Genomic DNA, 26,295 nt, shown 5'->3' on the forward strand with positions numbered 1-26,295 from the left:
AATTGATCATCTATTTTTCTTTACATAATCTCCAGATACAGTCCATATCAACTATAGATTCTTGTCTTATGCTAAATGTAATCAAAAAGCAAGTAGATAAAGATAATGACTAAAACATTAACTTTAGATACTTTTTTGATGAATATTACAAATAAACAGGAGGTAATGAAAAATGATTAAAACATTATTAGCGGGAGCACTTTTAAGTACAGGATTGGTAGCGGGAGGTGCAGTAGGTGCAGATGATGCGAAAATGGACAATTTAAAGTCAAATGAAAATAGTTCCAATCAAGTAATTACACAGAGTGCAGATGGAACAACGTCTTTCTCACAAAACTTTGATTTACCTAAAGATGCAGTGCCAGCAACTCCTAAAGGAGACGCAAAAACTGTTGAAAGAACAGAAGGTACAGGTTCTCAAGAAGGAAAAATGGTGCCAACAAAAGAAGGTACAGATTCTCAACCTGGATTTGAAATGGGAGCCCCTGAAAAATCAGAACATGCAAAAACTGTTGAAAGAACAGAAGGTACAGGTTCTCAAGAAGGAAAAATGGTACCAGCAAAAGAAGGTACAGATTCTCAATCTGGATTTGAAATGGGAGCCCCTGAAAAACCAGAACATGCAAAAACTGTTGAAAGAACAGAAGGTACAGACTCTCAAGAAGGAAAAATGGTACCAACAAAAGAAGGAAATTAAATAATATATAGTTATAATGAAGAGCATCCAAAAGGGGTGCTCTTTTTATATTGTAGGGATTAACTAGTTTTACTCAATATAGAACTATAGGAGGAATTGAGGCTAGAACATGGGGGACTATCTCTTCAAATCATGGTGTTGGAAGCACTAGTTTTGGTGGTAACGTTACAACATAAACATTTTATTAGAGATTTTTTAAATTTACATACACTCTAGATAGACTACATATCAACTTCAGATACTTGTTTTATGATACAAGTAATCAAACAAAAGGAGGGCAATACAAAATGATTACAACAGTATTAACAGGGCACTCTTTTAAGTACAGGAGATTATTAACAGGTGGAGAAAATGTTGAAGATGTACAGACAGATAAACATATTCCATATGAACAAAATGAATTACAGCAAACTGTAGAAAAGTACGATTCGAAGAAATTTGGGTTATAAAAAGAAAATAGATAAATATAGTGAAAATAGATAAATTGACAAGAGAAAAGCACTTTGTGTATATCACAGGTGCTTTTCATTTTGATATAGGGCTTGAATTAAATTTTTGCACTAAAATATATACGGCAAAAAGGGGGGAGTTCATTGCACAAAGTTATTTATGGAATATTAATTTTAATTTATACTTTGTATTCATTTTTTGTAAGTGATGGAAGTGAAGTAAGGTTTATTATGGTGTTAACTATAGTACTTATCTTTTCTGTAGTTTTAGAAAAAGGAAATGCAAACAAAACGACTGATTAAGGGTCTTTTTGTTTACATTTTTTAGTTGGCTATTAAAGTCCAGATGTTTTAGGGACACTATTAAATTTTTATTTGATGAAAACACCCGCCTAAAATAGAAAACTTTTAACCTATTATCATTTATTCCGTAGCTTTTAAGGTGTTTAACACGACTTTGGTTGCGTCTGCAATAAGTTTATCATCGTATTTAGCATCTTCTTTATCATGATTAGAAAGTATAGCAAGAACAATCGGCTTTTTATTTGGTGGCCAAATAATTGCGATATCATTTCTTGTTCCGTAAGATCCAGCGCCTGTTTTATCAGCCACTTCCCATCCTTTTGGTACGCCCGCACGAATCAATTTATCTCCAGTTGTATTTCTCTTCATCCAATCTACTAATAGTTCACGTTTTTCTATTGGAAGTGCAGTTCCTAATGTAAATGATTGAAGTGTCTTAGCTATCGCTTCTGGTGTACTAGTATCATGTGTTTCTCCTGGATGCACTTCATTTAATTCAGGTTCAAATCGTTCTGAAGTAGTAACAGTATCTCCCATTTCTCTCAAGATTTTTTCAAATTCAGAGGGCCCCCCTAACTGTTTAAGAATCAAATTATGTGCTGTGCTGTCACTATATCGAACAGAAGCATCTGCAAGTTCTTTTAACGTCATTCCTGTATCAACATGCTTTTCAGTAATTGGATTATAATTAGAAAGATCTTCATGAGTATACGTAATCCTTTGATCAAGAGCTTCTAATGAGTTCTTGCGTAAAAGAGCGCCCACAGCTAATGATTTAGATGTAGATGCAAATGCAAAACGATCATCTGAATGATAAGCAACAGTTTGATTTGTACCTGTGTCCAGTGCATAAATACCAAGCTTAGCATCATATTCTTTTTCAAGTTTAGCGAAAGATTGATTACCTGTATTTTCTTGTTTAATTTGATTAGCTTGATTCGTTTGTTTAGGTGGTTCAGATTGAGTGTTACTATTGGAACAGCCTATAAGTGATACACATGAAAGTAATACTACAGGCACAATCTTTTTGTAATGTAAAATGTTAAAGAACTTGTTTAAAACGAACATAAATTTTCAACCTCTTTCAAGAATATATGGATTTTGTCTAGGTATTCTAAATACCAATGCAATTAAAGATGGCATAGGGTAACAATACTACTGTAGCTAAAATTTCACAGGTTAAAGGACATCCAAAACGTTTATATGATTGATAAATCACGGTTTGGGGTGTTTCTTTTTTGTTTTCACTTGTAATGGTTCACCTGTGAAAGTATTACAATACATATTTTTTACTTTTGGTAATAATAAGTCCTTTCTTTTTTTGTAAGACATAAAAATAGATGTCAAACGGGATATGTTGTATCCAATTTGGACAACTCATATTAGAAATACACTTATTAGACACTCTAAGTAATAAATTTGTTCCACTTTAAGAGGAGGAAGAATTTGAGGTTTGTAAAATAACAATGGAACTACGTGTTTTTTCTTCATACAAAAACCTCTACATATAAGTAGAGGTTTTTAAATTGCGTATTAGTGAATTATGCTTTTTCAGATAAACGAAGAACATAGAATACATAATTTTAACTAGATTTATTATTAGCTAGTTTATCCCCACCATTAAGCTCCGCCTCAATCTGCGAAGTCTTCGATGACTCATCCATACGCCAATACGTAATAAAGCTTATTGCGATACATCCAGCTACGTAGAAGTAGAATAGTGATTCCATTCTGATACTTTTTAGCCATAAAGCGATGAACTCAGCTGTTCCGCCAAATATCGCAACAGTTAGTGCATATGGTAAACCTACGCCAAGTGCGCGAATTTCAGTTGGAAAGAGTTCGGCTTTTACAATCGCATTAATGGAAGTGTAACCAGTAACGATAATGAGGCCGACCATCATGAGTAAAAATGCTACCATTGGTTCTGTCGTTTTTTCCATAAAGAAGAAGATTGGAGCTGTTAGTAACGTTCCGAGAATACCGAAAGCCATTAATAGTGGGCGGCGTCCAATTTTATCGGATAATAGCCCTGCAATTGGTTGAAGTACAACGAATATAAGTAGTGCGGCAAAGTTAATCCAGCTTACAATTTCTTTCGGAAGACCGACTGTGTTTACCATGAACTTTTGTAAGTATGTTGTGTACGTATAGAATGCGACAGTGCCTCCTAGTGTTAGACCGACTACTGTTAATACTGCTTTCGGGTGTTTCATAAGAGCGCGAACGGTTCCTGCGCTTTCGCGGTTTTTCGATTCCATATTTGAGAACTGCTCTGATTCATCCATTGTACGTCGAAGCCATAATACAGCTACTGCTCCCATTGCACCAATAATGAATGGAATACGCCATCCCCAAGCTTTCATATCTGGTTCGCTTAGTAATTGCTGAAGAACAATTTGAACGCCTAACGCAACCATCTGTCCAGCAACAAGCGTTACATATTGAAAACTTGAATAAAAACCACGGCGTCCACTACTAGCCATTTCAGATAAATACGTTGCGGAAGTTCCATACTCTCCGCCAAGTGATAACCCTTGAAGTAAACGAGCAAGAACTAAAATAATTGGTGCCATAATACCGATGCTTTCGTAACTAGGTGTACAGGCAATAATTAAAGAACCACCGGCCATAACTGTAATGGAAAGCGTTAATGCTGCCCGGCGACCGTGCCGATCTGCATAGCGTCCCATTAATAAACTTCCGATAGGGCGCATTAAAAATCCGACTGCGAAAATAGCTGCTGTGTTCAGTAACTGACTCGTTGGATCTCCTTTAGGAAAGAACTCTGCTGAAAAATAAACGGCGAAAGCAGAGTAAACGTACCAGTCGTACCATTCAATTAAATTGCCGACAGAACCTTTGAAAATATTGCCGGCGACTCGGTTAGATTTTGCTTGAGCCATAATAATTCCTCCTCTTGCTTATAAATAAAATGATAATTATGAAAGCGCGTTCAATGTAGTTGAATTGTACTGTTCTTTAATCGAAATCTCAATATTATGACAATTTTATTCTTTTTGTACTTTATGTACATGGAGAGTTTTTATAGTTGCTTCATTATTAGTTTTGTCATAATAATAGAAAAAGGAGATTGATAGTTTTGAATATTTTATCAAAGGATATGAAGTATGAAGAAATCACGCAAAGTGTCATTACAAACGAAAATAGTAAGCCTAATTATTGCGTTAATTTTATTTGTTGTTCTTCTATTAGCGGGAATATTTGTTTACATTCAGTCCGTTGATACGAAGCGCCAAGTAGAGCAGCTAGCACTGCAAACGGCTAAATCTCTTTCTTTTATGCCAGCTATAAAAGAAGCTTTTCAATATAACGAGCATAAAAGTACCATTCAATCCATTGCGGAACAAGTTCGCGAGCAAGCTGGTGCGGATTATGTAATTATAGAAGATCGCTACGGGGTTATGTATTCACATCCTAATTCGGAGTTGATTGGTACAAAGAGTAACAATCCATATAACTATGAAGCACTCACTTTTGGTGGCTATTATACACTCGAAGGAAATGGTGCAAGTGGCCCGGCCTTAATGGCGAAAGCACCTATTATTGTTCATAACGGAGACTACGATCAAGTAGTAGGCGTTGTCACAGTAGAGTTTTTAATAAAAGGTATTGAATCTAACATATTGAGTAGAACGAAAGAAATTATCCTCTTTTCCTTAGCGGTATTACTAGTTGGAATTGTTGGTGGGGTACTTTTAGCGCGTAGTATCAGAAAAGATACACTCGGTTTAGAGCCAAATGAAATCGCAGCGTTATATCGGGAACGAAGCGCGATACTACTATCTATAAAAGAAGGTATTATCGCTATTGATCAAAACGGTTTTATTACGATGATGAATACGTCGGCAGAAGAGATGTTGCATGTAAGTGATGATTATATGCAGCAGCACATTTCAAAAGTTTTACCAGATTTTAATATGGAAAGAGTGCTAGAAAACGATCAAGAAATTGCGTTTCAAGATAAAGTGTTTATTTTAAACATGACACCGATACTTGAAAATAACAGTACGGTAGGCGTTGTATGTAGTTTTAGAGATAAAACAGAACTGCAAAACCTTGTTAATACAATATCTGAGGTAAGAAAGTATTCAGAGGACTTACGCGCTCAAACGCATGAATTTACAAATAAGCTGTTCGTCTTATCAGGATTACTTCAGTTAGGACATTACAGAGAAGCGATTGAATTTATTCAACAAGAATCTAATATTCATCAAAGCCAAAATCATATTTTATTCCATCAAATTCACGATGCGAAAGTACAAGCTATTTTATTAGGAAAACTCGGAACAGCATCTGAGAAGAAAATTGATTTTCATATTGAAGAAGATAGTGCGCTTAATCCGTTACCAGATCATATAAAAGTTTCACACCTTATTACGATCCTTGGAAACATAATCGACAATGCGTTTGATGCGGTGAGTGCACAAGAGGAGAAGAATGTTTCCTTCTTTGTTACGGATATTGGACACGACATTGTGTTTGAAGTGATAGATAGTGGAGCAGGGATACCGGTAGAAAAAATCACGACCATTTTTCAAAAAGGATTTTCAACGAAAGGAAATGATCGTGGTTACGGGCTAGCAAACGTGAAAGAAATGGTAGATCTACTACAAGGAACAATTGAAATTCAAAACGAGAAAAATGGGGGAGCTATTTTTACAATTTACCTTCCGAAAACATTGAGAGAAAGTACATGACAAACAGGGGGATGGGCATATGTTGAAGGTTGCAATTGCAGAAGATGATTTCCGCGTAGCGCAAATTCAAGAGGAGTTTTTATCAAAAATAAAGGACGTAAAAGTGGTCGGAAAAGCATTGAACGCAAAAGAAACGATGGAACTACTACAAAAGGAAGAAATCGATTTACTTCTATTAGATAATTATTTACCAGATGGAATTGGTACAGACTTATTGCCGAAAATCCATGCCGAATTTCCAAACGTTGACGTTATTATGGTGACTGCGGCAAATGAAAATCATATGTTAGAAAAAGCAATTCGAAATGGCGTAAGCAACTACCTTATAAAACCGGTCACGTTAGATAAATTTGTTCGCACCATTGAAGACTATAAAAGAAAGAAGCAATTATTACATAGTAACAATGAAGTAAATCAAGCACTAATCGATAACTTCTTCGGTACTCCTCAAACACAAGAAATAAAAAACTTACCGACAGGTGTTGATCCACTAACATTTCAAAAGGTGAAAGGGATTATAAAAGGATTCGAAGAGGGAATTACAATAGAAGAAATGGGAGAACAAATGGGAGCTTCCAGAACAACCGCAAGAAGATATTTAGAATACTTAGTAGCGACAAACGAATGCACAGTAGAGTACACATACGGCATTATCGGACGACCAGAACGAAAATATCGAATAGGACGAGGACTATGAAAAAGCGATTATTACTATGTACATGGATCATAACAGGAGTAATAGGTGGTTGTTCTGTAGAAAAAACGCACAAGAATAAAGTGAACATAGAAGAAGTAGAAATCGTTGCACCAAACGTTCAAGGAGCAGGATGGGACTTAACAGCACGGGCAATGCAAAAAACACTAACAGAAGAAAAAATCTTCACAAAACCAATCACTGTCACAAACAAAGTAGGTGGCAGCGGTGACGTCGGCTGGAAATATACGAAACAAAAAGGCGGTCACGTACTGGCGATTAACTCAAGCTTACTCATAACGAACAACCTACTAGGCCACAGTAAACTAACATATAAAGACTTCACGCCGCTCGCGACATTAGCGTCAGACTGGGAAGTCGTTGTCGTATCAAAAGATTCGAACATAGACCACGCAAAAGAACTAATGGAACAACTAAAACAAGACAAGAAAAACTTCAAAATCGGTGTTGCCCACGGCTTAGGAAACGACGATCACCTATCCTTTGTACAAGTAAGCAAAGCATTCGGCATAAACCCAGCCGAACTACAATTCTTCGTCTACGAAAACAAAGAAAAAATCATAAACGCCCTAACGAACAAACAAATAAACGCCGCAACCATGACCCTATCCGAAGCCGAAAAACAATACAAAGCTGGCAAAATAAAAATACTAGCCGTATCCGCACCAAAACGGCTAGACCGACTACCAGAAATCCCAACGTGGAAAGAACAAGGAATCGACGTTGTCTTCCAGCACTGGAAAGGGATTATGGGACCGAAAGATATGACGGAGGAAGAGGTTGCTTATTGGGATAGTATTATTAAAAAGATGGTGGAGAGTGATAGTTGGAAGGGGATTTTGAGGGAGAGGGGTTGGAATTCTTTTTATAAGAATAGTGGGGAGAGTAGGATATTTCTTGAGGAGAGTGGTCAGGAGTATAGGGAGTTAGTGGGGAATAATAGAAATTATTAAATCATACGGTATGGTGTATGATTTTTCTTTTATACATAGTTTGGTAAAATAGTAGTAATTGTAATTTATTGTAACGGTGGGGATAAAAATGTTGGATCGACTCATAATAGAATTGGCTAAATCAAAGAAACAGGTTGAAGATATAAAAGGTAATAAATCTTATTTGATTATAAATAAGGATGATGAAGGGTTATACGTTGAAACTAAACTTTCACTTGAGCAATATGAAAAGGGCGAGACAGCAATATCTTATTTTAAAGTGAGTTTTGAAATTCTTAAGAATGCTTGGGGAAAACTTATTGATGTTCGTAAGGTAAAGCATGAGGATTTTGGGCAAGCGGGAGAATGTAATGCTTTCTTGGTAGCTTTTTTTTCTCAGTTTCCATTTGTGAATGTGACTGGATCGCGAGCTATTACATTTAAAGAATTCCAAACCGATAACCTACCAAGTGAAAAATATGATAAAGTCATGCTCTTTTTAGAAGAGATAATGAATGGTACATATAATCCAAGTACGTTACGTGAACAAACGGATGAGAATTTATATAGAGTAAAATCGAACGCACGCCAAGATTTGAGATTATTAGGCTTTTTGAATGAATCTCATGAAATGAATCAGCTTTTATTAAATGAATATGTTCAATCGGAAGATAAGAATGCCTATATAGCACAGCTAGTTTTAAGACAGGAATATTTCCGTCATGCTTTATTTGTTCTTGGATTGTTAGAGAAGTATTCAAAGGGTGAAAAGAGAGAAGCTTTAGTAGGTTTGGGAATGACGATTGTCCGAAATTCATTAGGGGATAATTTGATGGTTGAATCGGTGGCGAGGAAGCGTACGAATAACTTACTGGATTGGTTTGAACAAGTAGGACTAGTTAATGATGAATGGATTCCTGTTGAACGATATGTAAAAGATGATGGAGAAAAGGGCGGTAGTATGAACAGTAATTTGCGTGAAGGATTTTTAAGAGTAACGGATGGTTATCTAGATGCAAAAAAGGGGAGTGCAAAAGGTCATAAATTGGCTGAATTGGTTCGAAAGGACATAACGACAGAGATTAAGTGTTTACCTTTTATAAATCACAGTAAGTACATCGTTACTGGATCGGTTGGACAAGGTAATTGGGCATCTATTCCGTGGATTGCTATTATGCATAAGGATATCACCACATCGACTCAGCGGGGATATTATATTGTTTATTTGTTTAGTGAAGATATGGAAAGACTGTATCTAACTATAGGACAAGGAGTAAAAGATACGCCTAGCAAAGAAATGGAGAGGATTAAGCAAGAAATTCGTCAACATATACATATGTCTAAAAAGGTGAAGAAAGACGATAGTATTTTCCTTGGTACAAGTTCAAGAGCGATGGATTATGCAAATTCAACAGCTGCCTACATTGTATACGATGTGAACAAAATGCCAGGTGAGGTTGAGTTAGTAGAAGATTTAAAAGAAATGCTTCACTACTATGAGGGATTCATTAACTATAAAGAGAAAGGCATTAAGTATGAAGCGATTTATGAGAGGAAAGAAGTGTATTTAGATCAGCAATCTATTATCGATCATGTGTCTTCTTATATTCAAAGTAAAGGTTTCTTTTATGAGAAAAAGGATCTTGTTAATTTCTTCCTTTCGTTAAAAACGAAGCCGTTTGTAATTTTATCAGGTATTTCAGGAACAGGAAAAACAAAAATTGTTCAGTGGTTTGCGGAGAGTTTAGGAGCAACGGAAGAGAATGGACAATTTACGCTTATTCCGGTTCGACCTGATTGGAGTGATAGCTCTGATTTACTTGGTTATGTGAACCTTCAAGGGGAGTTTCAAGAAAGACCGTTAATTAAAGTTCTTGAAAATGCAGATGCAAATCCAAATAGGCCGTATTTTGTAGTGTTGGATGAGATGAACTTAGCTCGAGTGGAATACTACTTTAGTGACTTTTTAAGTGTAATTGAGAGTCGTAAATGGAAAGATGGAAAAATTGTTACGTCACCAGTTCTTCCAGAGTCAATTACTAATAAGCACATTACGATTCCATCAAATGTATATATTATTGGAACTGTAAATATGGATGAAACGACACATCCATTAAGTAAGAAAGTATTAGATCGTGCGAATACAATTGAATTTAATACCGTTAACTTGGATTATTTTAATTTCTTAATGGATATAGAAGAGAAAGAAGCTGAAATTGTTTCTAATCGTTCTTTAGCAACCGAGTATCTCCATCTAAAAGAATGTTTTAAAGAAAACGAAAAGCTTGTGAGAAATATATCAAGTGTTTTAATAGAAATAAATAAAACACTTGAATCAGTTGGAGCTCAAGTTGGGTATCGTATACGAGATGAAATTTGTTTCTATATGGCATACAACGAACAAGGAAAGTTATTGTCATTCGATGAAGCACTTGATTATCAAATATATCAAAAGATTTTACCGCGTCTTGCAGGGAGCGATGGAAGAACAGAAGAGGTATTAAAGCAGTTGTATGTATTATGTGCAAATGAAGAATATGATAGTGGCAATAACGATGCTTCATATGCTAAGTATCCTCGTTCAGCTAACAAGCTGTCTCATATGTTAAGGAGGTTCGAGTATGATGGTTTCACCTCTTTCTGGATCTAATAATGAAATAGAGCTAGTTAAGATTGAAACAGAGGAGCTATCATTGACGATTAAGGGAAACCCTTACCATGAAAAATACGAGAGTTTAAAAGAATATCACGCTATGAACGCGGATGAAATGATGTATTTTCATGTAGACGGGAAGGCGGAATCCGTTTCGGTATTTGATGCGAGATTGCAGGGGTTAGAAGAATGGAACGAACACCCGCCAATCTTTTTTGAAAATAGAAGTTATCAGCTTGTTGTTGTTCCTAAAAAGAATCAACAGTTTTCCTTTTATCATGAACACCCGGGTTTTCGAAAGCAAGTTAGTTCCATTCAAATGGGTTCACTTCATGTGTTAATGGGGAATCTTTCATTTCCAAATGAAGTAGGAAATACAACATTTGAAATTAAAGATGATAAAGATACTTTATTAACTGTTACATTTGAAGTTTTCCCGGCAAAGCTTGATTATAAGGATGATTACAGAGCTTTATTAGATGAAGTAAATGATGAAATTTATAATTTAGCGTTTCATTTACTAAAGAGAACTTACTTAGGAGCATCTGCAATTTACGCTACAAATCCATCGAAGAGTGAATTTTATCGTATTTTAAATGATTCCTTTGAGCGATTTATGAAGTCGATCTCTCACATTAAAAGACAACCGCATCATATGCTTATGACCAGACATCAACTAGTACGAGGAGAAAAAATTCGTAAATTGGATTCTGTCGGAATGAATTATTTGCGAAAGCGACCACACTTGCTGCAAGGAGAAAGCAGTATACCGACTAAAGGTATTACGGCTTATAAGGAAGTGTCTTATGATACGCTGGAAAATCGATTTGTTAAATGGATGATTCAAAGAGTCGTACATAAAATAGATGATCTTCTTAAGGCGCTAGAACCAAAGTCTAGATATACACGTGGTGTAACTGATGAAGACTTGTTAGAACGTGTGAAAAATATGAAATATCGAATGAAAAATGAATTGAACGATCCATTTTGGAGAGGAATCGGAAAATTAGATCGCTCAGTCTTTTCACTCGTTATCCAAATGGCGGCAGGATATAGAGAGGCGTATCAAATCTTCTTAATGCTATCGCGAGGTTTAACCTTGCGAGGACAAATTTTCAAAATGTCGGTAAAAGATGTCGCTAGGTTATACGAATACTGGACGTATTTAAAGCTTGGACAAATTCTATCAAAGAAATATATACCGCTTCACCAAGACGTTATTCAAGTTAAACAAGACGGTTTATACGTAACGCTAGATGAAAGTAAAACCGCGAAAAGAACGTTTAAACATCCGGAGACAGATGAGGTAATCGAACTTTACTTCCAGAAAAGAAACGGTAGACTGCCAACAGTTACACAAAAGCCAGATACGATGCTCGCTATTGAGAAAAAGGGAAAGAGCTATCAATACCAATACATTTTTGATGCGAAATATCGAATTGATTTTGCTGAAAGATCTCATTACAAAAGGAAGTATGGTACCCCTGGTCCAATGGAAGAAGACATTAATACAATGCACCGTTACAGAGACGCATTAGTAGTAGAACAAGAAGGACCATTTGAACGAACAGCTTACGGAGCGTACGTACTATTCCCGTGGAATCAAGAGGAAGCATATGAGAACCATCCATTTTATAAAAGTATCGAAAAAGTAAATATCGGCGGCTTCCCGTTCTTACCAAACGCAACAAGACTGGTCGAACAATTTCTAGATCATCTCATTGAAAAAAGCCCAGAAGAAATTATAAGAGAAGGCATTCTTCCAAGAGGAACAAAAGAAGAATGGCACTCTTCACTAGAAGAAAAAGTATTAGTGGGCAGCGTGAAAACTGAAAGTGACTATGAAACATATAGAAAGAATGGCTTATACCAGTTACCAGTCACACAATTAAAACCAGGATGGCAAGAAGCAAATTACATAGCATTATATGCACCGAAAAAATGGCACGGAGAAAAAGGCGGAATTCAATACGTAGCCAAAATCAAACACATTTACATGCAACAAAACGATGAGTATGTACATTTCGAACTAGAGCCATGGAAAAAGCTAGATCGTCTCATTCGCCCAGTAGGATATGGAATTCAAACATACACAATAACAACTATGTCGTTATTAAAAGAAGTACAAGAACTCCCAGAGCTCTTTATGAAATCAAGAGAAGAAAGAACACTCTGGAAAACACTGCGCCGTTTCACGAAGCAAGTTAAAGTTGAGCTGGATCATAACAATTTAGATGAGGCATCTTCTGTTAAGAACTATTATGTGCAGGATGTTCAGATTTGGTTTGATTATGAGAATGAGGTTGTTATGGTGGGGAGAGATGGGCGAGTTAAAGAGATTGCTTTGGAGTTGGTTGTTGGTAGGAGTTCGGTGTTGTTTAGGGAGGTTTTAGAAGTGCTAAATGTTAAAGAATAGTACTTAGATACAAAGGTGATTAAGTCATGGATAAAGGCCAAATTTATTTTTGCATGGAACTAATGATTTTAGGTGAAGTGGAGAAACATTTAAATATTATAGATAAATATTAGTTGGATAAAGTGTATTGTTAGCTATGGGAAGAAGAGCATATGGGGTATATACTCTTCTTTTTATTTGTAAATAAAGTGGATGTAAAATTAAAATGATGACCTCCACCCTGTCAAGGTGGCGCTCTCCCTGCTGAGCTACGGGAGAAACGTTGATTTAAAGGCATTTTCATGGGTTTATATAAACGGAATTTTAATGAAACAGAAAGGGTTGTGACCAATTCTGTGACCACAAAATTATGTCCTTAACTGTCCGTATAATGGTAAAGGGAATGAGGTGACTCATTCCTTTTTTGCGTAGAGGGGGGGGCTGTTTTCCACATTTTTATAGTCTTTTTACTAAAGCAGGGGTACATAGTACCCTAAATCACACGATACAAAAAGGTATGAATCGAGGGAATACTTTGCTTTTTTAGCATTAGAGGATAAGGTGGGACGGTATTTATAATAGAGATTTTGAAATATTATTGTGGTTTTTTATTTGAAATGAAAATAAATGATTGTTATTTAAATATAATTATATAGGGGTGTTTTTAACAGCGTAAAGTTAATGTGTTAGTGTGACACTGTATAACTAATACAGTATTACAGCGGATTTTTATTTATTATTTTTATTTTAAATATTTTGAAAATAATTAATTTTTGTTTTATAATATAATAAATGAAAGGAGGTTTTTGGGAATAAATAAAAAATTTTAGGAGGGGATATACAATGTCTATTGATAATGAAGAGCAATCAAACGAACAGGTAGTTGAAGAATACGTTAAGAAACATTTTGATAACATCCAAAGCTTGATTGATGATTTAAATATGCTAATTAAGAAACACATGGAAACGCTAAATGAAGAACAATTTTTTGCGGTGTGGAATGATTCTCCACTTAGCAAAAAAATAAATGAAAATGGAATTACGATGCATCAAGCCCTAGTGTTAGTTGCAGAAGAAGGGCTTGGCATTAAGGTTATAAAAGGTGCATGGGACTAGTGAAAAATAAGGGAGGGGGGAAATAAATGAGGAAAATGGATTTATTTATGAAAGTATTAAAGGAGCAATCACGGTTTTATCAGTATAGTACAGATTTTTGGGAGAATACAGGTGTAAGCCTTGGTGAAATCTTTTCTGATTTTAACCCTATAAGAACAACAGTACTTATTATTAAATCAGAACTTCACTGGGAGCGGTATAAGGAACTGATAAATTTCTTTCTAACAGACGAGATTGGAGAAGAAGAGTTAGAGTACAGAATGTTAGGAGTAGATACTACGTTAGCTGAAGAAATTTCTTTAGAACAAAAATCTGTTGTTATCAAGGAATTGTCGAAAGTAAGAGTGGATTTACAATTAAGAATCTCAGAGTTAGATGATAATGGTGTCTACTTTCGAGATTTGGATGGTGAACAATTATTGGTAGAGTTGCTTAAAGAACTTCGCTTTTCTGATTAATACGCAAAACCTTTATTCTACAGGAATGTACGGATATTAAATATATCAAAGGGTTGTTAAGAATATTCTCTGTCTGTTTGGGAGAGAAGCAATAATGTGTAATGATATTTGTTGTATAGACGAAAGAATCTTTTCATTCTGAACAAATTTCTATGCGTTATGAATTTTATCTCCTTGAAACTCGTAATTTTGTAATATGGTCCTTACTGGAGAGAATATATTAAAAAGCTGGACCTAAAAAGGAGGGATCTGTGTGGAGATAAAAAAACATGGCTATGTTGAGAAGTGTCTAAAGATGCCTCATGCAAAAGCAGTCGGTTATTTTGTAATGGATGAAGAGAAAGTCTATGTTGCTATCCATGAGAATGGAGATTGCTATTTCAATAGAGAGCAGCAAGAACTCGTTGAGAAGTATTACAATGATTTGAGTTACAATCATTTTGTTGAAATCCCAAGAGCTGTAGTAGTTGAAGCGGATTTGTATATAGGTGATACTAAACTACAATGTTCGGTATTAAATGATGGTCGACGAGTTATTAAAGACACCAGTTTATTTGCTGCGCTTGACCGTAAAAGGAAAGGTGAAACAAGGCTTGAGGGGTTTCCTCCTATTATTGGTTCTAAAGTATTAGCAGCACTTTTAATGGATATGTATCCAAAACATCTACACACTATTACACCTTTTGATGTTGCTCAGTTTAATGGGAAAACTGGAAAGTGGTATGATGCAAATACTATTCCAATAATCTGCGATATATACATGGAGGCTGAGAAAAGGGAATTAATTACCGCTTCACAACAACATGTATTAAATAAGGCTAAGATATTACTCCGTTCCCTTGCAAGAGTAGGAATTACTGCTCTCATCGACGAAGCGACAAATTATCAGAGTATTAGAGGAAAAGATGAATTACAAATTTTATTAGAGGAGTTCATATCTGAAGAGTTAAGACCGTATTCTAAAGAATTTCATAGTGAATATTTTGAACAAATCTTTCGCATTTATGGTCTGCCATATGACCCGACTACACAGAGAAGACCCAAATTTTTTGCTGGGTTTACTCGAACCTATGTGTATGATATGTTACCACCTAGTGTTTTTGAGAAATTAGACGAAATGAATCCTCTTATTCACAATAGTCAAACTGGACGTGTTGACCGTAAATTCCGCTTGTTCCAACATCTCTCGGATGATGGAATTCAATATCTTCGGAGTCATTTAGAAGGGCTCACTTCTATCATGAAGCTTTCATCTGATAAAGATGATTTTAAAGATAAATTTAAGCTTGTTTATGCGGATAAAATTACTCGAATACAGAAAATGAAACAAGATTTTTATCAGATTACCATTGATGACGTTTAAAAAGTATGATTTGATAAAGCAACGGATTGGTAATATGACTTATTCTACTGAAAGAGTAGTCACGGCGGCTCTCTATTTGTTTAGAAAAGTTACGGTGAGAAAGAGAATATCATTAACAGAATTTAAGGTAGTATTAATAGAAATAAAAGGATTTCCCCCCTATGACAAGTGACAGTTTTGACTTATACAATACCTGCAAGGTTTGCGGTTAGACGAAGTTGTATAAGGATTTTGAGCTAAGGAGCGGGGATTTTTGTATTACATTGTATTAGATTTAGAGGCAAATGCTAGAAGATATAGAACAAATAAGCCAACAGGGATTGTTGGAATTTCTGCATTCAAATTAGATTCTAAAACGTTAAAAGTACTTGGTGAATTTTTTTCTCTTGTAAAACTAAGTACATCCATCTCTACATATACGGAGACATTAACTGGAATTAGTGATAAAACGGTACAAGACGCACCTACATTCCCCGAAATGCTCGAATGGTTTCATTATTTTGTAGAAGAGAAATGTGTAATAGTAACTTGGGGGAATGCTGATTCTAATTTTCTTAAAAATGATTGTATTCTTCATAATATTGAGTGGTATATGCCTAGATTCATAGATTTACAACACGTAATGTACCATGCATGCATTTGAGGATTTTTTGAAAATACTTCTAATCTTAAATATGCAATGGAAGTAATGGGCTTGAAATGGAGGGGAAAAGCTCAGCTCATCGTGCAAGGACTGATGTTAGAAATACTGTGAAATTGTTTAGGAATGTTGCAGAAAGAATTGATGTAAATAGGTCATATCAACGAAGCGCCGCATCAGCTTTATTCTACCGAGGAGAATTAAATGTAAATGGAAGGAAAAGGCTAGTTCGTTGGATTGTACATGTAATGATCAGTTACAACAAATATGCCCTTACATGGGAGGGATTTACCAAGGAATCAAATTGGATACAAATAATGTCTAGATTCGAGCTGAATCCAGAACAAATAATGGTTATTAAAGGATTTTTTGAAACAGCATGTGAGAGTGCAAAAGAAAGATTGGGGTTATATGTAAAAAGTAATGATAAATAATTAAATTGGTTGATAAGAGAGCGGTCAAATGGCTGCTCTTTTTGTTTGAGTAGTTCCATTTTTATATAACTATATTCAAGAAGGATGGGATAAGCAGCTCAACCCACACCGAGCAAGGAGTGAAAATTTCCGATACGAGAAGAATAATTAGTACTATATTAACTTTAAAAATCTAAAAATATACAACTCTAATATTAAACATTTCGACACAAATAAACAAAGTAATATTGACTTAAAATGAAGTCTTTTGTATAGTTATTTTATAATAAAATGACTTAAAATGAAGTCTTTAATAAGCGAGGAGCTGATACTATGGGTGTTTTAGGATATGTGGCTAGAAAGTTTAACATGTCTTTTACAGATATTTCAAAAGAATTAGGTGTAGCTTCACAAACTGTTAATGATTGGGTAAAAGGGAAAAGGAAAATACCCAAAAAACGGTTAGAACAATTAGTTGACCTTTTTGATTTGCCTTGTGAATATTTTGTTAAAGGTGAAACTGATTTGAATGAGGTAGAGCGGTTAACAATTGAGTTGAAATATTATCAATCAATTAACAAGCTTAAAGAAGATAAGCAATATCGTTATTGGTCACATCAAAATGAAATAAATAATCTATCAAAAAAAATAGAGGATAAAAAACTTCTATTAAAGATTGAAAAATTATTTGAAGGGGGAGGGAGAATAGGTGATGTAGATTATAATCCACATAGTGTAAAAAACTATTTAATATTTGAAGAATTGGTAAATGTACTGAGCAGAGCTGATGAAAATAAAGAAGAAATAAATGAATTAGTAATTATTTTACTGGGAGAAAAGCAACAAAGAGCATTCGAAATGGCTGAGAGATTTAGAAAGGAATGAGCCAGAAAATTTTTTTTATATCAGATGTTTTTGCATAACAAACATCTGATATTTCTTTATAAAAAACAAACTCACCTAAAATTTAGGTGTGGTTTATGTTGCGTGTGTAAAAATACACCTAAAAATTAAGTGGGGTAAAGTAAAAATACACCTAAAAATCAGGTATCCCCCTATCTTTGAAAACGTTAGTATTTTTCAGCTGTATCGGGTGATTTCGGAGGGGGAATAGATAGAAGATTACTAGATAGAAGATATTATAATAGATACAAATGTAGGGGGGCAAATCGGCAAAGCCTCCTTTTGCCTCCCACCAATAGGTTTCTTTGAACTCTGTATTGGGTGTAGAAGGTTAAAATATAATTTAGAAGGGGATATAAGAGTGAGTTCCAAAACCATATCAACTACAAAGCAAGAAAGAGAAGAATCGTTTATTAAGGTTTCTAAGTCATTAATGGAAACTAAGAAACTAGGCAAGAATGGTGAATTAGATGTTTATCATTTAGTAATCATTAAATCATTGGCAAACAACTTTCAAGGAGTAGCTTATACTGGAGTTACTGATATGATGAGATTCATTGGTATGAGTACAGAACAAAGTTTAACAAAGGCAAGAACAAAAGAATCCTTACTCAGATTGCAAGAGATGGGATATATTGAGATTTACGAAGATATAGTAATGGAGCATAGAACGAACCATCTAAAACCCGCTAACAACTACTTTATCAAACCAATAGGAAAGGATGAGGAATGGGGTTTCGCCAAAGTGTTTTACAAAGATATTCGAAAGATAGTTGCAATGAAAAGCGATTATAAGCCTAAGATATTTGCAACCTATCTTAATGTAATCGGTAATATGTTTTATGATAGCACAGGCACAGATAAGAATGTTCCGATATCGTATATTGCTATTAATACTATTGTAAAGAGTACGGGGATAAACAGAAAGTCGGTTGTAGAATACCTTAAATTGTTGCATGAAGAGGAAATTTTATACTTTATACACTTTCAAATCAATAATTCAACTACAAAGAATTATTGTACACGATGGATTCATAAAGAGAATACTGCTAAATGGGCTGTTCCGCTTGCAGAGCTTCATTACAAGACAGATAAAAATAAATTTAAAGATGGAGGCATTGGAGTATCAGAGGAATGAGAGGCTTTTGATTAAGGCTCTCACTTTTTCGTATATTGGAGAAGTTGATTGGGCATGGCTTTGGAGTTTATCAAATCAATTACAGAACAATTAATAAAACCCGTCTTTTATTTTGAGTACTACAACATTATCAGAATGTAATATAAGGGGATATATTCTATAATATGTGTTGCTTATGAATGAGAAACATAGATAGTAGGTACAGACTAACGTCACTAAACTCTTATGAGAGCAGCTTTAAATGAGTGCTGCTCTTTTTTGTATCAATATGGTATGATTTTCCTATGTGTATTTAAAGGAGTAGGCTTTTATGTATTAGTTAGTGTAATTACACGCATTTGGTAGAAAAATCCACCAAGGATTAATCTAATAATCAAGAGACCTAAATGTTAATAATGATGGCTAGTGAGAGTTTTCATAAAATCTGTCTCTTAAATCTAGGGTTAGACATTTATAGGAGGGATGTTTATTGAATATGACAAATTAGCAATTAGAATATTTTAAACTTTTATCACAGGGAAAGAAGGGTATGTTTTGAAAGTTTTAAGTATAATTACAGGTCTTTATTTTATCTGTACTATAATCATGAGTACGATTCTTTTTACAAAAATTAACAAGGGTCATATTGGAAGACATGGTGTAAGAACTTTGAAGAATGGTGTCCATAACATGATTATCTGGTTTATAGGTATTTGCATTTGTTTATTTATACACTATCTAATAGAAATTTCATTACTAACCTGGTCAATTGTAATTGGTATTTCAATTTGTAGTAGTATATATAGGGTAACTGAAATAAAACATTTAGCCGATGGTCAGAGTACATCTACTGAGTCTGATAAATTCTTTAAGCTATATTTTTGGTCAGGAATAATTAGTTGTATCTATCTTATTATTGTTGCATATTTAATAGGTTTAGATGTAGGTTATTCACTACTAACTGTTTCAATTATACTAGTACTTTTCTTATTAGCGATGGGAGATTTATTGCAAACACGTGGAATAAATGAGGATTCAAAAGGCTACGTACTTAAGCAATCTATGTTTATTTTCATAAATCCTCCAATAAGCGTATATAAAGCGATATTTATTGCTGAACATAGAAAAATCTTTTTAATTAATGTAACAAATAATATACATAGCATCTTTAAAGGGATGATGCGCTATATTAAAGGATAAATTCTCTTAATAGGTTTCTTATATACTAAACTTTTATTTTATATAAAGGTGCAAGTATAGAAAGTAAATAAAAGAAGGTAGTTAGTACATTCAGTTAGCTACCTTTTTTGTGTGTAGTTACTACACAAATATTTAGAGAGATGTATTTAATAACATTTTGATTTTAATAGTCTTTGGGATTAAAGCAATTCATAATATTGCTTATAAATATCTTTGAATATCTGTAGGGATTCCTCATTATCTAGGTCTTCTAAATCTATGTCAATTAGAATTAAGGGTTTTATCGCTCTAATAGTATATCAAATGGACTCACAGGTTTAGCTATGTAGAACTCATTAGAAGTATTATCTAGATTGATTCGGAGGGGAAAGTCGTTCTTTTTGTCTTTCACGATTTTCAATTTGTTTAATAGTACTTCCAATGTTACGAGACATATTAAGTTCATCTAGCGAAAATATGAGGTCCTGCATAGGGATTTTAATCTGCTAGAGGTTAGTGTTTCCGAAGGTATTTTAAATTCAGTGGATATTAGTTTTAAAATCTGTGACATTGTAACTTTAGTTCGAAGAGTTGAGGAATAGTGACTAGTAATCTTGGATTTTTAAGAAAGCGCTGTAGTTAAGGCAGTTTCTGATAATACGAAACTGTGAGGGGAATGACTTAAAAGAAAAAATATAAATAATGTGATGGGGGGAGACAGCATGAAAGAAGAAATACTTAAAAAAGTAATGGATACCATATTAGATGAATTTAATAATAATAGTAATGTTTTAGTAGAAGATATGCCTAACTTTAGTAGTAATTATTACAGATACCATAGTGAAAGTACTAAAACTTGGAATGATAACCAAAGATGTATGTATAAAGGGTGTAAATCCCTAACAATTGCTGGCTCGCATACAATACAAAAATCAGGTCCACTAAAAGTCATAGCAGATGACAATTTTGTTTATCATCCGAATCTGTATAAGGGCGAGATAAAAATGGCCAATAAGCATATCGGGGTCGCTTCAACTTTTCCTGGATTTTGTAGTGAACATGAAAGTATTTTTAGTGTTTTTGAAAAGAAAAAAGAAATATGTGAAGAAGCGGATGTAAGACTTCAAGTGTTTAGAACAATTTGCCGACAAATATACTCTTTAGAGCATGGTGTGAGAAATTATCCCGATATGAAAGAGAACTATAGTGACATAAAAAAAACTTATTTTAGGAATAAGCTTGTTGAAAAAGGAGTTGAAAGAGACGTTGAAATCCATGTTCAGACTTTAATGAATATGAGCATGGATACAAGAATGAATGTGACAAGTACAATTAACCAAACAGTTAAAGCGGCATTAGGTCAAGCTAGAAGTTTATACAATAACATGATTAAAGATATTAAAGAAGAACGAAGTAGCAGGATTCATAATTATTCAATAAAAATAGATAAAACCTTCCCAGTTACATTGTCTGGATTTGGAAACTTTTATGTAACAAAAGGAAGTGCGATAGATTATGTCCCTGTAGTCATTAATATTATACCATCGGAAGATGATACGGTATTAATAATGTCAGGTCCTATTAGATATAAAAGATTCATCGACAATTATATGAAATATAATATGCAAAATGAGTTATTTATTATATGTATGATTGAACAATGGATGTTATACGGTTCTGACCATTGGTTTATTAAGCCTAGTGTTTGGAAAGGGTTAGGGAATGTTGAACAAGATTTGATATTAAGTGAAATGTTTAACTTAACAAAAGATATTAATTCACCAGCATCTGTATCAATATTTAATGAATTAAAAAGTAAACTTATCTATCAAGTAGAGAATGAGATAGGAATAAATGAACTGCCATATCCTATTAAACTAGTAGTCCAACGAGAAAAAGAAAAAATTAATAATAAGGAAACGAGCAATAAAAGAAGTATTGAGGATATGTTTAAAAGTTTTATGAGCTGACCCATTCATTGATTTATTAGAGAGGAAGGGGGGAATCCAATAAAGGTATTAGTGAGATGTTTGTACTATCCTCATTCTAGGGTATTAAGTGTCTAAACTTTAAAGAAGTCCATAATAATTTAAATAGATTAGGGTGAACATTATTTTTAAAAAACGAATTAAAAGAATATAAAGGAGATTACTATGGATAAAGGTATAGAAGAGTTTCAGAGAACATTATCCCGAGAATTAATTACGATAAAGAATAGGGTGAAAAATTTAATCGGTGATGCCCATTGGGGAGAGGAAGGGAGGTATAAGGAATCTATCTTAAAGAACGTGATAGGTCGCTTTCTTCCAAGGAATTTAAGTCTGGGTACGGGCTTTATTATTACGAATGAGCGAGGGGAATTAATACGCTCAAGCCAAATAGATATAATCATTTATGATAATACATACCCCTTATTGTTTAGTGAAGGTGACTTTATTATAACTACACCAGAGAGTGTGAGAGGTTTAATTGAGGTTAAAACAGCTCTAGAGAGTGGGGACGTAAAAGAAGTAATTTGTAAGGCAACACAAAATGCATTATTAGCAACTCAATCTAAGTTTAATGGGGTCTTTGCTTTCGAAAAAAGAGGTATAATGATAAAAAGAAGTAAATTAAATTCAAACTTAAAGCAGGCATTTTATGAAAGTAAGGGCTTGGTCAATCATCTATGTATTGGTGAGAACATATTCATAAAGTATTGGAAAAGCGGAGAGAAAAATGAGCATCTAATTGACGAGGTTTATAGTTTCTATAATATTCATGAACTTTCTTTTTCTTATTTTATATCAAATCTAATTGAATGTGTAGCCCCGGAGAAGGTTTTAGATAAATCATGGTTTCTATACCCAATTAGAACGCCAAATGGAAAAGAGGATTCATTAATAATTGATTTGTTAATAGGGAGTGATTTACTTTAATTATAAATGTATTATATTGTTGGCCTGAGTCGTAAAGGGACAAGGTAAGAATCCATATTCCATTTAAGATAATAATTAAGCATCGATGAAATGATGACTTTATAAATATATGCGATGTTGTAAATTTGAAAAAAGAGAGTAATTTGGCATTCTAATGGATGTATATAAACTTGATGTTTAGAATTATTAAATTTTTATTGAAACCATGTATAATTTTGATGTAGGTATTAATAATTTGGAGATGATAATAAAATGAATGATGTCCGAGGGTCACTATGGAGAAAATGGGATTTACATGTGCATACACCGGAATCTTTAGTTCATCAATACAATTGTGCTGCTGAAGATGATGTTTGGGAAAAATATATTTCAGACCTAGAAAGGTTACCTCCTGAAATAAAAGTAATAGGTATTAATGATTATATTTTCCTAGATGGTTATATAAAGGTACTTGAGTATAAAAAAAATGGAAGGCTTCAAAATATAGATTTAATCTTGCCAGTAATTGAACTAAGATTAAATAAGTTTGGTGGTACAAAGAGTCACTTAAGCCGTGTTAATTATCATATTATTTTTTCAAATGCAATAGAGCCAGATATTATTCAATCTCAGTTTTTAAATGCTCTTACCTCTAAATACACATTAAGTCATGAGCATGAAAGTATGCGATGGGATGGTTTAATAACCAGGAATAGTTTAGAGAAATTTGGGAAGCAAATAAAAGATTCAGTTCCTGAGGAACAACGTAAATATTATGATAGTGACCTTATTGAAGGATTTAATAATCTTAATTTAGATATAAGGGAGATTTCAGAGGTTCTTTCTAGAACATATTTTAAAAATAAATATCTTACGGCTGTTGGGAAAACGGAGTGGGCAGATATTAAATGGTCAGACCATTCTATTGCTGATAAAAAAACCATTATAAATGATTGTGACTTTGTATTTACTTCGAGTGAAAGTGTAGAACATTTTAAAAAAGCGAAAGAGAGTCTGCTAAAAGATAATGTGAATTCAAGATTATTGGATTGCAGCGATGCTCATCGTTTTTCAGATTCAGAAAACAAAGACAGACTAGGTAAATGTTTTACTTGGTTTAAGTGTGACCCGACGTTTGATGGACTAAAACAAATTCGAAACGAATTTGAAAGTCGTGTATTTGTAGGTGATATGCCGTTCAAGTTAGATAAGGTTTGTAAGAATCCAACCAAATACATACACTCTATTAAAATAGCTAAAATAGAGGAGGCCAAACATGAAGGGTGGTTTGACTCAGAAATTCCTCTGAATCATGACTTAGTGGCGGTAATTGGTAATAAGGGGAACGGAAAAAGTGCCATTGCTGATATTATAGGATTAATGGGTAATACCAAAAATCATGCGGAATTTTCGTTTTTAACTAAGGATAAATTTAGAAGAAACAATCTTTCTACGAGTTTTTATGGGGAAATGAAATGGGAAAGTGATTTACTAGAAAAAAGAAATCTTAGCGAAAATCCATTACAACATGAAATTGAAAAGGTAAAATATCTCCCGCAACAGTTTATTGAAAAACTATGTAATTTAGATGATGAAAAGTTTGAAGAAGAATTAAAAGAAGTTATTTATTCGCACGTATCTGAAAAAGATAGATTGAAGCAAAAAACATTGAACGCATTAATTAGTGCAAAGACTAGTACATTTAAGAAAAATATTGAGACACTGAAAATTGAGGTTGCGACCATCAATGAAACAATTATTTCAACAGAAAAGCTATGTATAAGTGCACATAAAAAGTCGGCACGTGAACAAATCAAAAACAAGGAAGAGGAAATAGAGGTTCACTTAAAGATTAAACCAAAAGAAGTGGAAAAAGCTGAAGGGAATCCTGAAGTTCAAGGAAGAATATCAGAAGTAACTAAAAAGATTAGTGAGTTAAATACGAACTTACAACAAATAACCGAATTCATTAGCGAGCAATCATTAAAACAAATAGAAGTTGAAGAAAAGCTCTCTTATATTCAAATAATTGAAGGATATATAACAAACTTTCGAAAACAGTATGATGCTTTTGTTTCCAGTTGTGAAAAAGAAGCAAATGCTTTAGAAATTGATATTAAGAGTATTATATCCTTAACACTTACTACAGATGCATTGCAAAAAAGTAAAGAAGAGTTTCTGTCTGAGAAAGAACGGCTTAACAATATATTGATTAATGAATCAGAGCAGAACCTTTATACTAAAAAAAATAAAGTAGAGGAAGAAATTAGAGAGCTACAAGCGCAGCTTGACGAACCACAAAGAAAATATCAATTGTACGTAAAAGAGTTAGCTGATTGGACTCGGAAATTGGATGATTTACATAAAAAATTAAAGATTTTAAAAGAAGAAAAAACAGAAATAGAAGAAAAAGTTGTAGGAAAACTACAGCAGCTAAAGGAAAATAGAGAATTAAAGTTAAAGGAAATTCATCAAAACATCATGGGAATAAAGGCTGTTTATGAAGAGTTATATAATCCTGTTCAAACTTTTATTTCTGAACACCCATTAAATGATGAGAAATTCCAATTGAATTTTGAAGTGTCTTTAGAAACTAAGGGGTTTACTGATAAATTTTTATCTTTTATTAATCAAGGTGTAAAAGGAGTTTTTCTTGGTAAGGAAGAAGGAAGAAAGCTTTTAAATGAGTTGATATTGAAATATGATTTTAATACTTCTGATTCTATTGTACAATTTGTTAATGAAATTATTTCTTCTCTAAGTAAAAAAGATGAGACTGAGCCAGAAACGTATAATATACAATCTCAACTTATAAAAAATGTATCCCTACAAGAGATTTATGAACATCTATATTCTTTATCTTATTTACAACCTACATATAGTTTGAGGTTAGGAGACAAAGAATTAAAAACATTATCTCCAGGCGAAAAAGGTTCGTTACTTCTAATATTCTACCTATTAGTGGATAATGATGATATTCCATTAATTATTGACCAACCGGAAGAAAATTTGGATAACCAAACGGTATTCAATTTATTAGTTCCTTGTATTAAAGAAGCAAAAAATCGAAGACAAATCATAATTATTACACATAATCCAAATCTAGCTGTAGTGTGTGATGCAGAACAAATTATTCATGCAAGTATGGATAAATCAAATAAGAACCAGATTAAATATCAATCAGGTTCTATTGAAAATCCTGTTATAAATTCAAAGATTATTGACATTTTAGAAGGAACCACACCTGCATTTAAAAATAGAGAATCAAAATATTTTATATAATCCAATTGGACCTAAAGCATATCTTAGCAGGACTGTGCTTTAGGTTTATTTTGATGGTTTCT

21 protein-coding genes are annotated in these 26,295 nt (G+C 33.6%); 19 read left to right on the forward strand and 2 right to left on the reverse strand.

All coding sequences use genetic code 11. The features are described from left to right. Positions 1-172 precede the first annotated feature (172 nt). From I6L50_RS10705 to I6L50_RS10715, 3 genes are all read left to right on the forward strand, one after another. Complete coding sequence (locus I6L50_RS10705) at positions 173-697, forward strand: hypothetical protein (RefSeq protein ID WP_193652648.1); 525 nt, start codon at positions 173-175, stop codon at positions 695-697. Between the two features lie 287 nt (positions 698-984). Further along, positions 985-1,146, forward strand: coding sequence for a hypothetical protein (locus I6L50_RS10710; protein ID WP_219301375.1), 162 nt, complete (start codon positions 985-987; stop codon positions 1,144-1,146). Between the two features lie 144 nt (positions 1,147-1,290). Beyond that, a complete protein-coding gene (locus I6L50_RS10715; RefSeq protein ID WP_002087303.1) occupies positions 1,291-1,449 on the forward strand; it encodes a hypothetical protein in 159 nt (52 codons plus the stop codon). Between the two features lie 120 nt (positions 1,450-1,569). On the opposite strand, the gene blaIII is transcribed toward I6L50_RS10715, so the two are convergent. Together blaIII and I6L50_RS10725 are read right to left on the reverse strand one after the other, a co-directional pair. After that, the gene (gene blaIII / locus I6L50_RS10720; protein WP_002016516.1) at positions 1,570-2,517 is read right to left on the reverse strand and encodes a class A beta-lactamase BlaIII; all 948 of its coding nucleotides are present in this window, start codon (positions 2,515-2,517) and stop codon (positions 1,570-1,572) included. Positions 2,518-3,032: 515 nt separating this feature from the next. Further along, the gene (locus I6L50_RS10725; RefSeq protein ID WP_219301377.1) at positions 3,033-4,355 is read right to left on the reverse strand and encodes an MFS transporter; all 1,323 of its coding nucleotides are present in this window, start codon (positions 4,353-4,355) and stop codon (positions 3,033-3,035) included. A 225-nt stretch (positions 4,356-4,580) separates the two neighbouring features. Here I6L50_RS10725 and I6L50_RS10730 point away from each other — a divergent pair, with 225 nt between their 5' ends. The 16 genes from I6L50_RS10730 (at position 4,581) to I6L50_RS10805 (ending at position 26,233) form a co-directional block, all read left to right on the forward strand. Then, the gene (locus tag I6L50_RS10730; RefSeq protein WP_219301379.1) at positions 4,581-6,170 is read left to right on the forward strand and encodes an ATP-binding protein; all 1,590 of its coding nucleotides are present in this window, start codon (positions 4,581-4,583) and stop codon (positions 6,168-6,170) included. A 19-nt stretch (positions 6,171-6,189) separates the two neighbouring features. Beyond that, positions 6,190-6,867, forward strand: coding sequence for a response regulator (locus I6L50_RS10735; protein ID WP_219301381.1), 678 nt, complete (start codon positions 6,190-6,192; stop codon positions 6,865-6,867). Then, the gene (locus tag I6L50_RS10740; RefSeq protein ID WP_219301383.1) at positions 6,864-7,838 is read left to right on the forward strand and encodes a tripartite tricarboxylate transporter substrate binding protein; all 975 of its coding nucleotides are present in this window, start codon (positions 6,864-6,866) and stop codon (positions 7,836-7,838) included. The genes I6L50_RS10735 and I6L50_RS10740 overlap by 4 nt, the downstream gene beginning before the upstream one ends. 88 nt (positions 7,839-7,926) lie before the next feature. Beyond that, the gene (locus tag I6L50_RS10745; RefSeq protein WP_219301385.1) at positions 7,927-10,467 is read left to right on the forward strand and encodes an McrB family protein; all 2,541 of its coding nucleotides are present in this window, start codon (positions 7,927-7,929) and stop codon (positions 10,465-10,467) included. After that, complete coding sequence (locus I6L50_RS10750; protein ID WP_219303686.1) at positions 10,442-12,886, forward strand: restriction endonuclease-like protein; 2,445 nt, start codon at positions 10,442-10,444, stop codon at positions 12,884-12,886. The genes I6L50_RS10745 and I6L50_RS10750 overlap by 26 nt, the downstream gene beginning before the upstream one ends. Before the next feature lie 822 nt (positions 12,887-13,708). Beyond that, on the forward strand, positions 13,709-13,981 hold the full coding sequence (locus I6L50_RS10755; RefSeq protein WP_219301387.1) for a hypothetical protein: 273 nt from the start codon (positions 13,709-13,711) through the stop codon (positions 13,979-13,981). Between the two features lie 26 nt (positions 13,982-14,007). Next, positions 14,008-14,439: a hypothetical protein gene (locus tag I6L50_RS10760; protein WP_219301388.1), complete on the forward strand. Its 432-nt coding sequence runs from the start codon at positions 14,008-14,010 to the stop codon at positions 14,437-14,439. A 253-nt stretch (positions 14,440-14,692) separates the two neighbouring features. Beyond that, positions 14,693-15,802 carry a P63C domain-containing protein gene (locus tag I6L50_RS10765; protein WP_219301390.1) on the forward strand — a complete coding sequence of 370 codons (1,110 nt, stop codon included), beginning with the start codon at positions 14,693-14,695 and terminating at the stop codon, positions 15,800-15,802. Positions 15,803-16,055: 253 nt separating this feature from the next. Continuing rightward, positions 16,056-16,445 (forward strand): exonuclease domain-containing protein, encoded by a 390-nt coding sequence (locus tag I6L50_RS10770; RefSeq protein WP_219301391.1) that lies wholly within the window; start codon positions 16,056-16,058, stop codon positions 16,443-16,445. Positions 16,446-16,501: 56 nt separating this feature from the next. Next, on the forward strand, positions 16,502-16,876 hold the full coding sequence (locus I6L50_RS10775) for a hypothetical protein (protein ID WP_219301392.1): 375 nt from the start codon (positions 16,502-16,504) through the stop codon (positions 16,874-16,876). Between the two features lie 312 nt (positions 16,877-17,188). After that, positions 17,189-17,740, forward strand: a complete 552-nt coding sequence (locus I6L50_RS10780; RefSeq protein WP_219301394.1) for a helix-turn-helix domain-containing protein — start codon at positions 17,189-17,191, stop codon at positions 17,738-17,740. Positions 17,741-18,119: 379 nt separating this feature from the next. After that, on the forward strand, positions 18,120-18,896 hold the full coding sequence (locus tag I6L50_RS10785) for a hypothetical protein (protein WP_219301396.1): 777 nt from the start codon (positions 18,120-18,122) through the stop codon (positions 18,894-18,896). 669 nt (positions 18,897-19,565) lie between these two features. Next, on the forward strand, positions 19,566-20,075 hold the full coding sequence (locus I6L50_RS10790) for a hypothetical protein (protein ID WP_142341562.1): 510 nt from the start codon (positions 19,566-19,568) through the stop codon (positions 20,073-20,075). Between the two features lie 701 nt (positions 20,076-20,776). Next, positions 20,777-22,024, forward strand: coding sequence for a hypothetical protein (locus I6L50_RS10795; protein ID WP_219301398.1), 1,248 nt, complete (start codon positions 20,777-20,779; stop codon positions 22,022-22,024). Between the two features lie 183 nt (positions 22,025-22,207). Continuing rightward, a complete protein-coding gene (locus tag I6L50_RS10800; RefSeq protein ID WP_180233548.1) occupies positions 22,208-22,972 on the forward strand; it encodes a DUF6602 domain-containing protein in 765 nt (254 codons plus the stop codon). Positions 22,973-23,224: 252 nt separating this feature from the next. Then, a complete protein-coding gene (locus I6L50_RS10805; RefSeq protein WP_219301400.1) occupies positions 23,225-26,233 on the forward strand; it encodes a TrlF family AAA-like ATPase in 3,009 nt (1,002 codons plus the stop codon). The last annotated feature ends 62 nt before the right edge of the window (positions 26,234-26,295 follow it).

It is taken from the genome of Bacillus sp. FDAARGOS_1420 (assembly GCF_019344915.1).
Lineage (GTDB): Bacteria > Bacillota > Bacilli > Bacillales > Bacillaceae_G > Bacillus_A > Bacillus_A mycoides.

What these genes read in the sequence shown, in the direction of transcription:
- I6L50_RS10705 (WP_193652648.1), top strand. Translation starts at nt 173, where the DNA reads ATGATTAAAACATTATTAGCGGGAGCACTTTTAAGTACAGGATTGGTA.
- I6L50_RS10710 (WP_219301375.1), top strand. Translation starts at nt 985, where the DNA reads ATGATTACAACAGTATTAACAGGGCACTCTTTTAAGTACAGGAGATTA.
- blaIII (WP_002016516.1), bottom strand. Translation starts at nt 2,517, where the DNA reads ATGTTCGTTTTAAACAAGTTCTTTAACATTTTACATTACAAAAAGATT.
- I6L50_RS10725 (WP_219301377.1), bottom strand. Translation starts at nt 4,355, where the DNA reads ATGGCTCAAGCAAAATCTAACCGAGTCGCCGGCAATATTTTCAAAGGT.
- I6L50_RS10730 (WP_219301379.1), top strand. Translation starts at nt 4,581, where the DNA reads ATGAAGAAATCACGCAAAGTGTCATTACAAACGAAAATAGTAAGCCTA.
- I6L50_RS10735 (WP_219301381.1), top strand. Translation starts at nt 6,190, where the DNA reads ATGTTGAAGGTTGCAATTGCAGAAGATGATTTCCGCGTAGCGCAAATT.
- I6L50_RS10740 (WP_219301383.1), top strand. Translation starts at nt 6,864, where the DNA reads ATGAAAAAGCGATTATTACTATGTACATGGATCATAACAGGAGTAATA.
- I6L50_RS10745 (WP_219301385.1), top strand. Translation starts at nt 7,927, where the DNA reads ATGTTGGATCGACTCATAATAGAATTGGCTAAATCAAAGAAACAGGTT.
- I6L50_RS10750 (WP_219303686.1), top strand. Translation starts at nt 10,442, where the DNA reads ATGGTTTCACCTCTTTCTGGATCTAATAATGAAATAGAGCTAGTTAAG.
- I6L50_RS10755 (WP_219301387.1), top strand. Translation starts at nt 13,709, where the DNA reads ATGTCTATTGATAATGAAGAGCAATCAAACGAACAGGTAGTTGAAGAA.
- I6L50_RS10760 (WP_219301388.1), top strand. Translation starts at nt 14,008, where the DNA reads ATGAGGAAAATGGATTTATTTATGAAAGTATTAAAGGAGCAATCACGG.
- I6L50_RS10775 (WP_219301392.1), top strand. Translation starts at nt 16,502, where the DNA reads ATGGAGGGGAAAAGCTCAGCTCATCGTGCAAGGACTGATGTTAGAAAT.
- I6L50_RS10780 (WP_219301394.1), top strand. Translation starts at nt 17,189, where the DNA reads ATGGGTGTTTTAGGATATGTGGCTAGAAAGTTTAACATGTCTTTTACA.
- I6L50_RS10790 (WP_142341562.1), top strand. Translation starts at nt 19,566, where the DNA reads ATGATTATCTGGTTTATAGGTATTTGCATTTGTTTATTTATACACTAT.
- I6L50_RS10795 (WP_219301398.1), top strand. Translation starts at nt 20,777, where the DNA reads ATGAAAGAAGAAATACTTAAAAAAGTAATGGATACCATATTAGATGAA.
- I6L50_RS10800 (WP_180233548.1), top strand. Translation starts at nt 22,208, where the DNA reads ATGGATAAAGGTATAGAAGAGTTTCAGAGAACATTATCCCGAGAATTA.
- I6L50_RS10805 (WP_219301400.1), top strand. Translation starts at nt 23,225, where the DNA reads ATGAATGATGTCCGAGGGTCACTATGGAGAAAATGGGATTTACATGTG.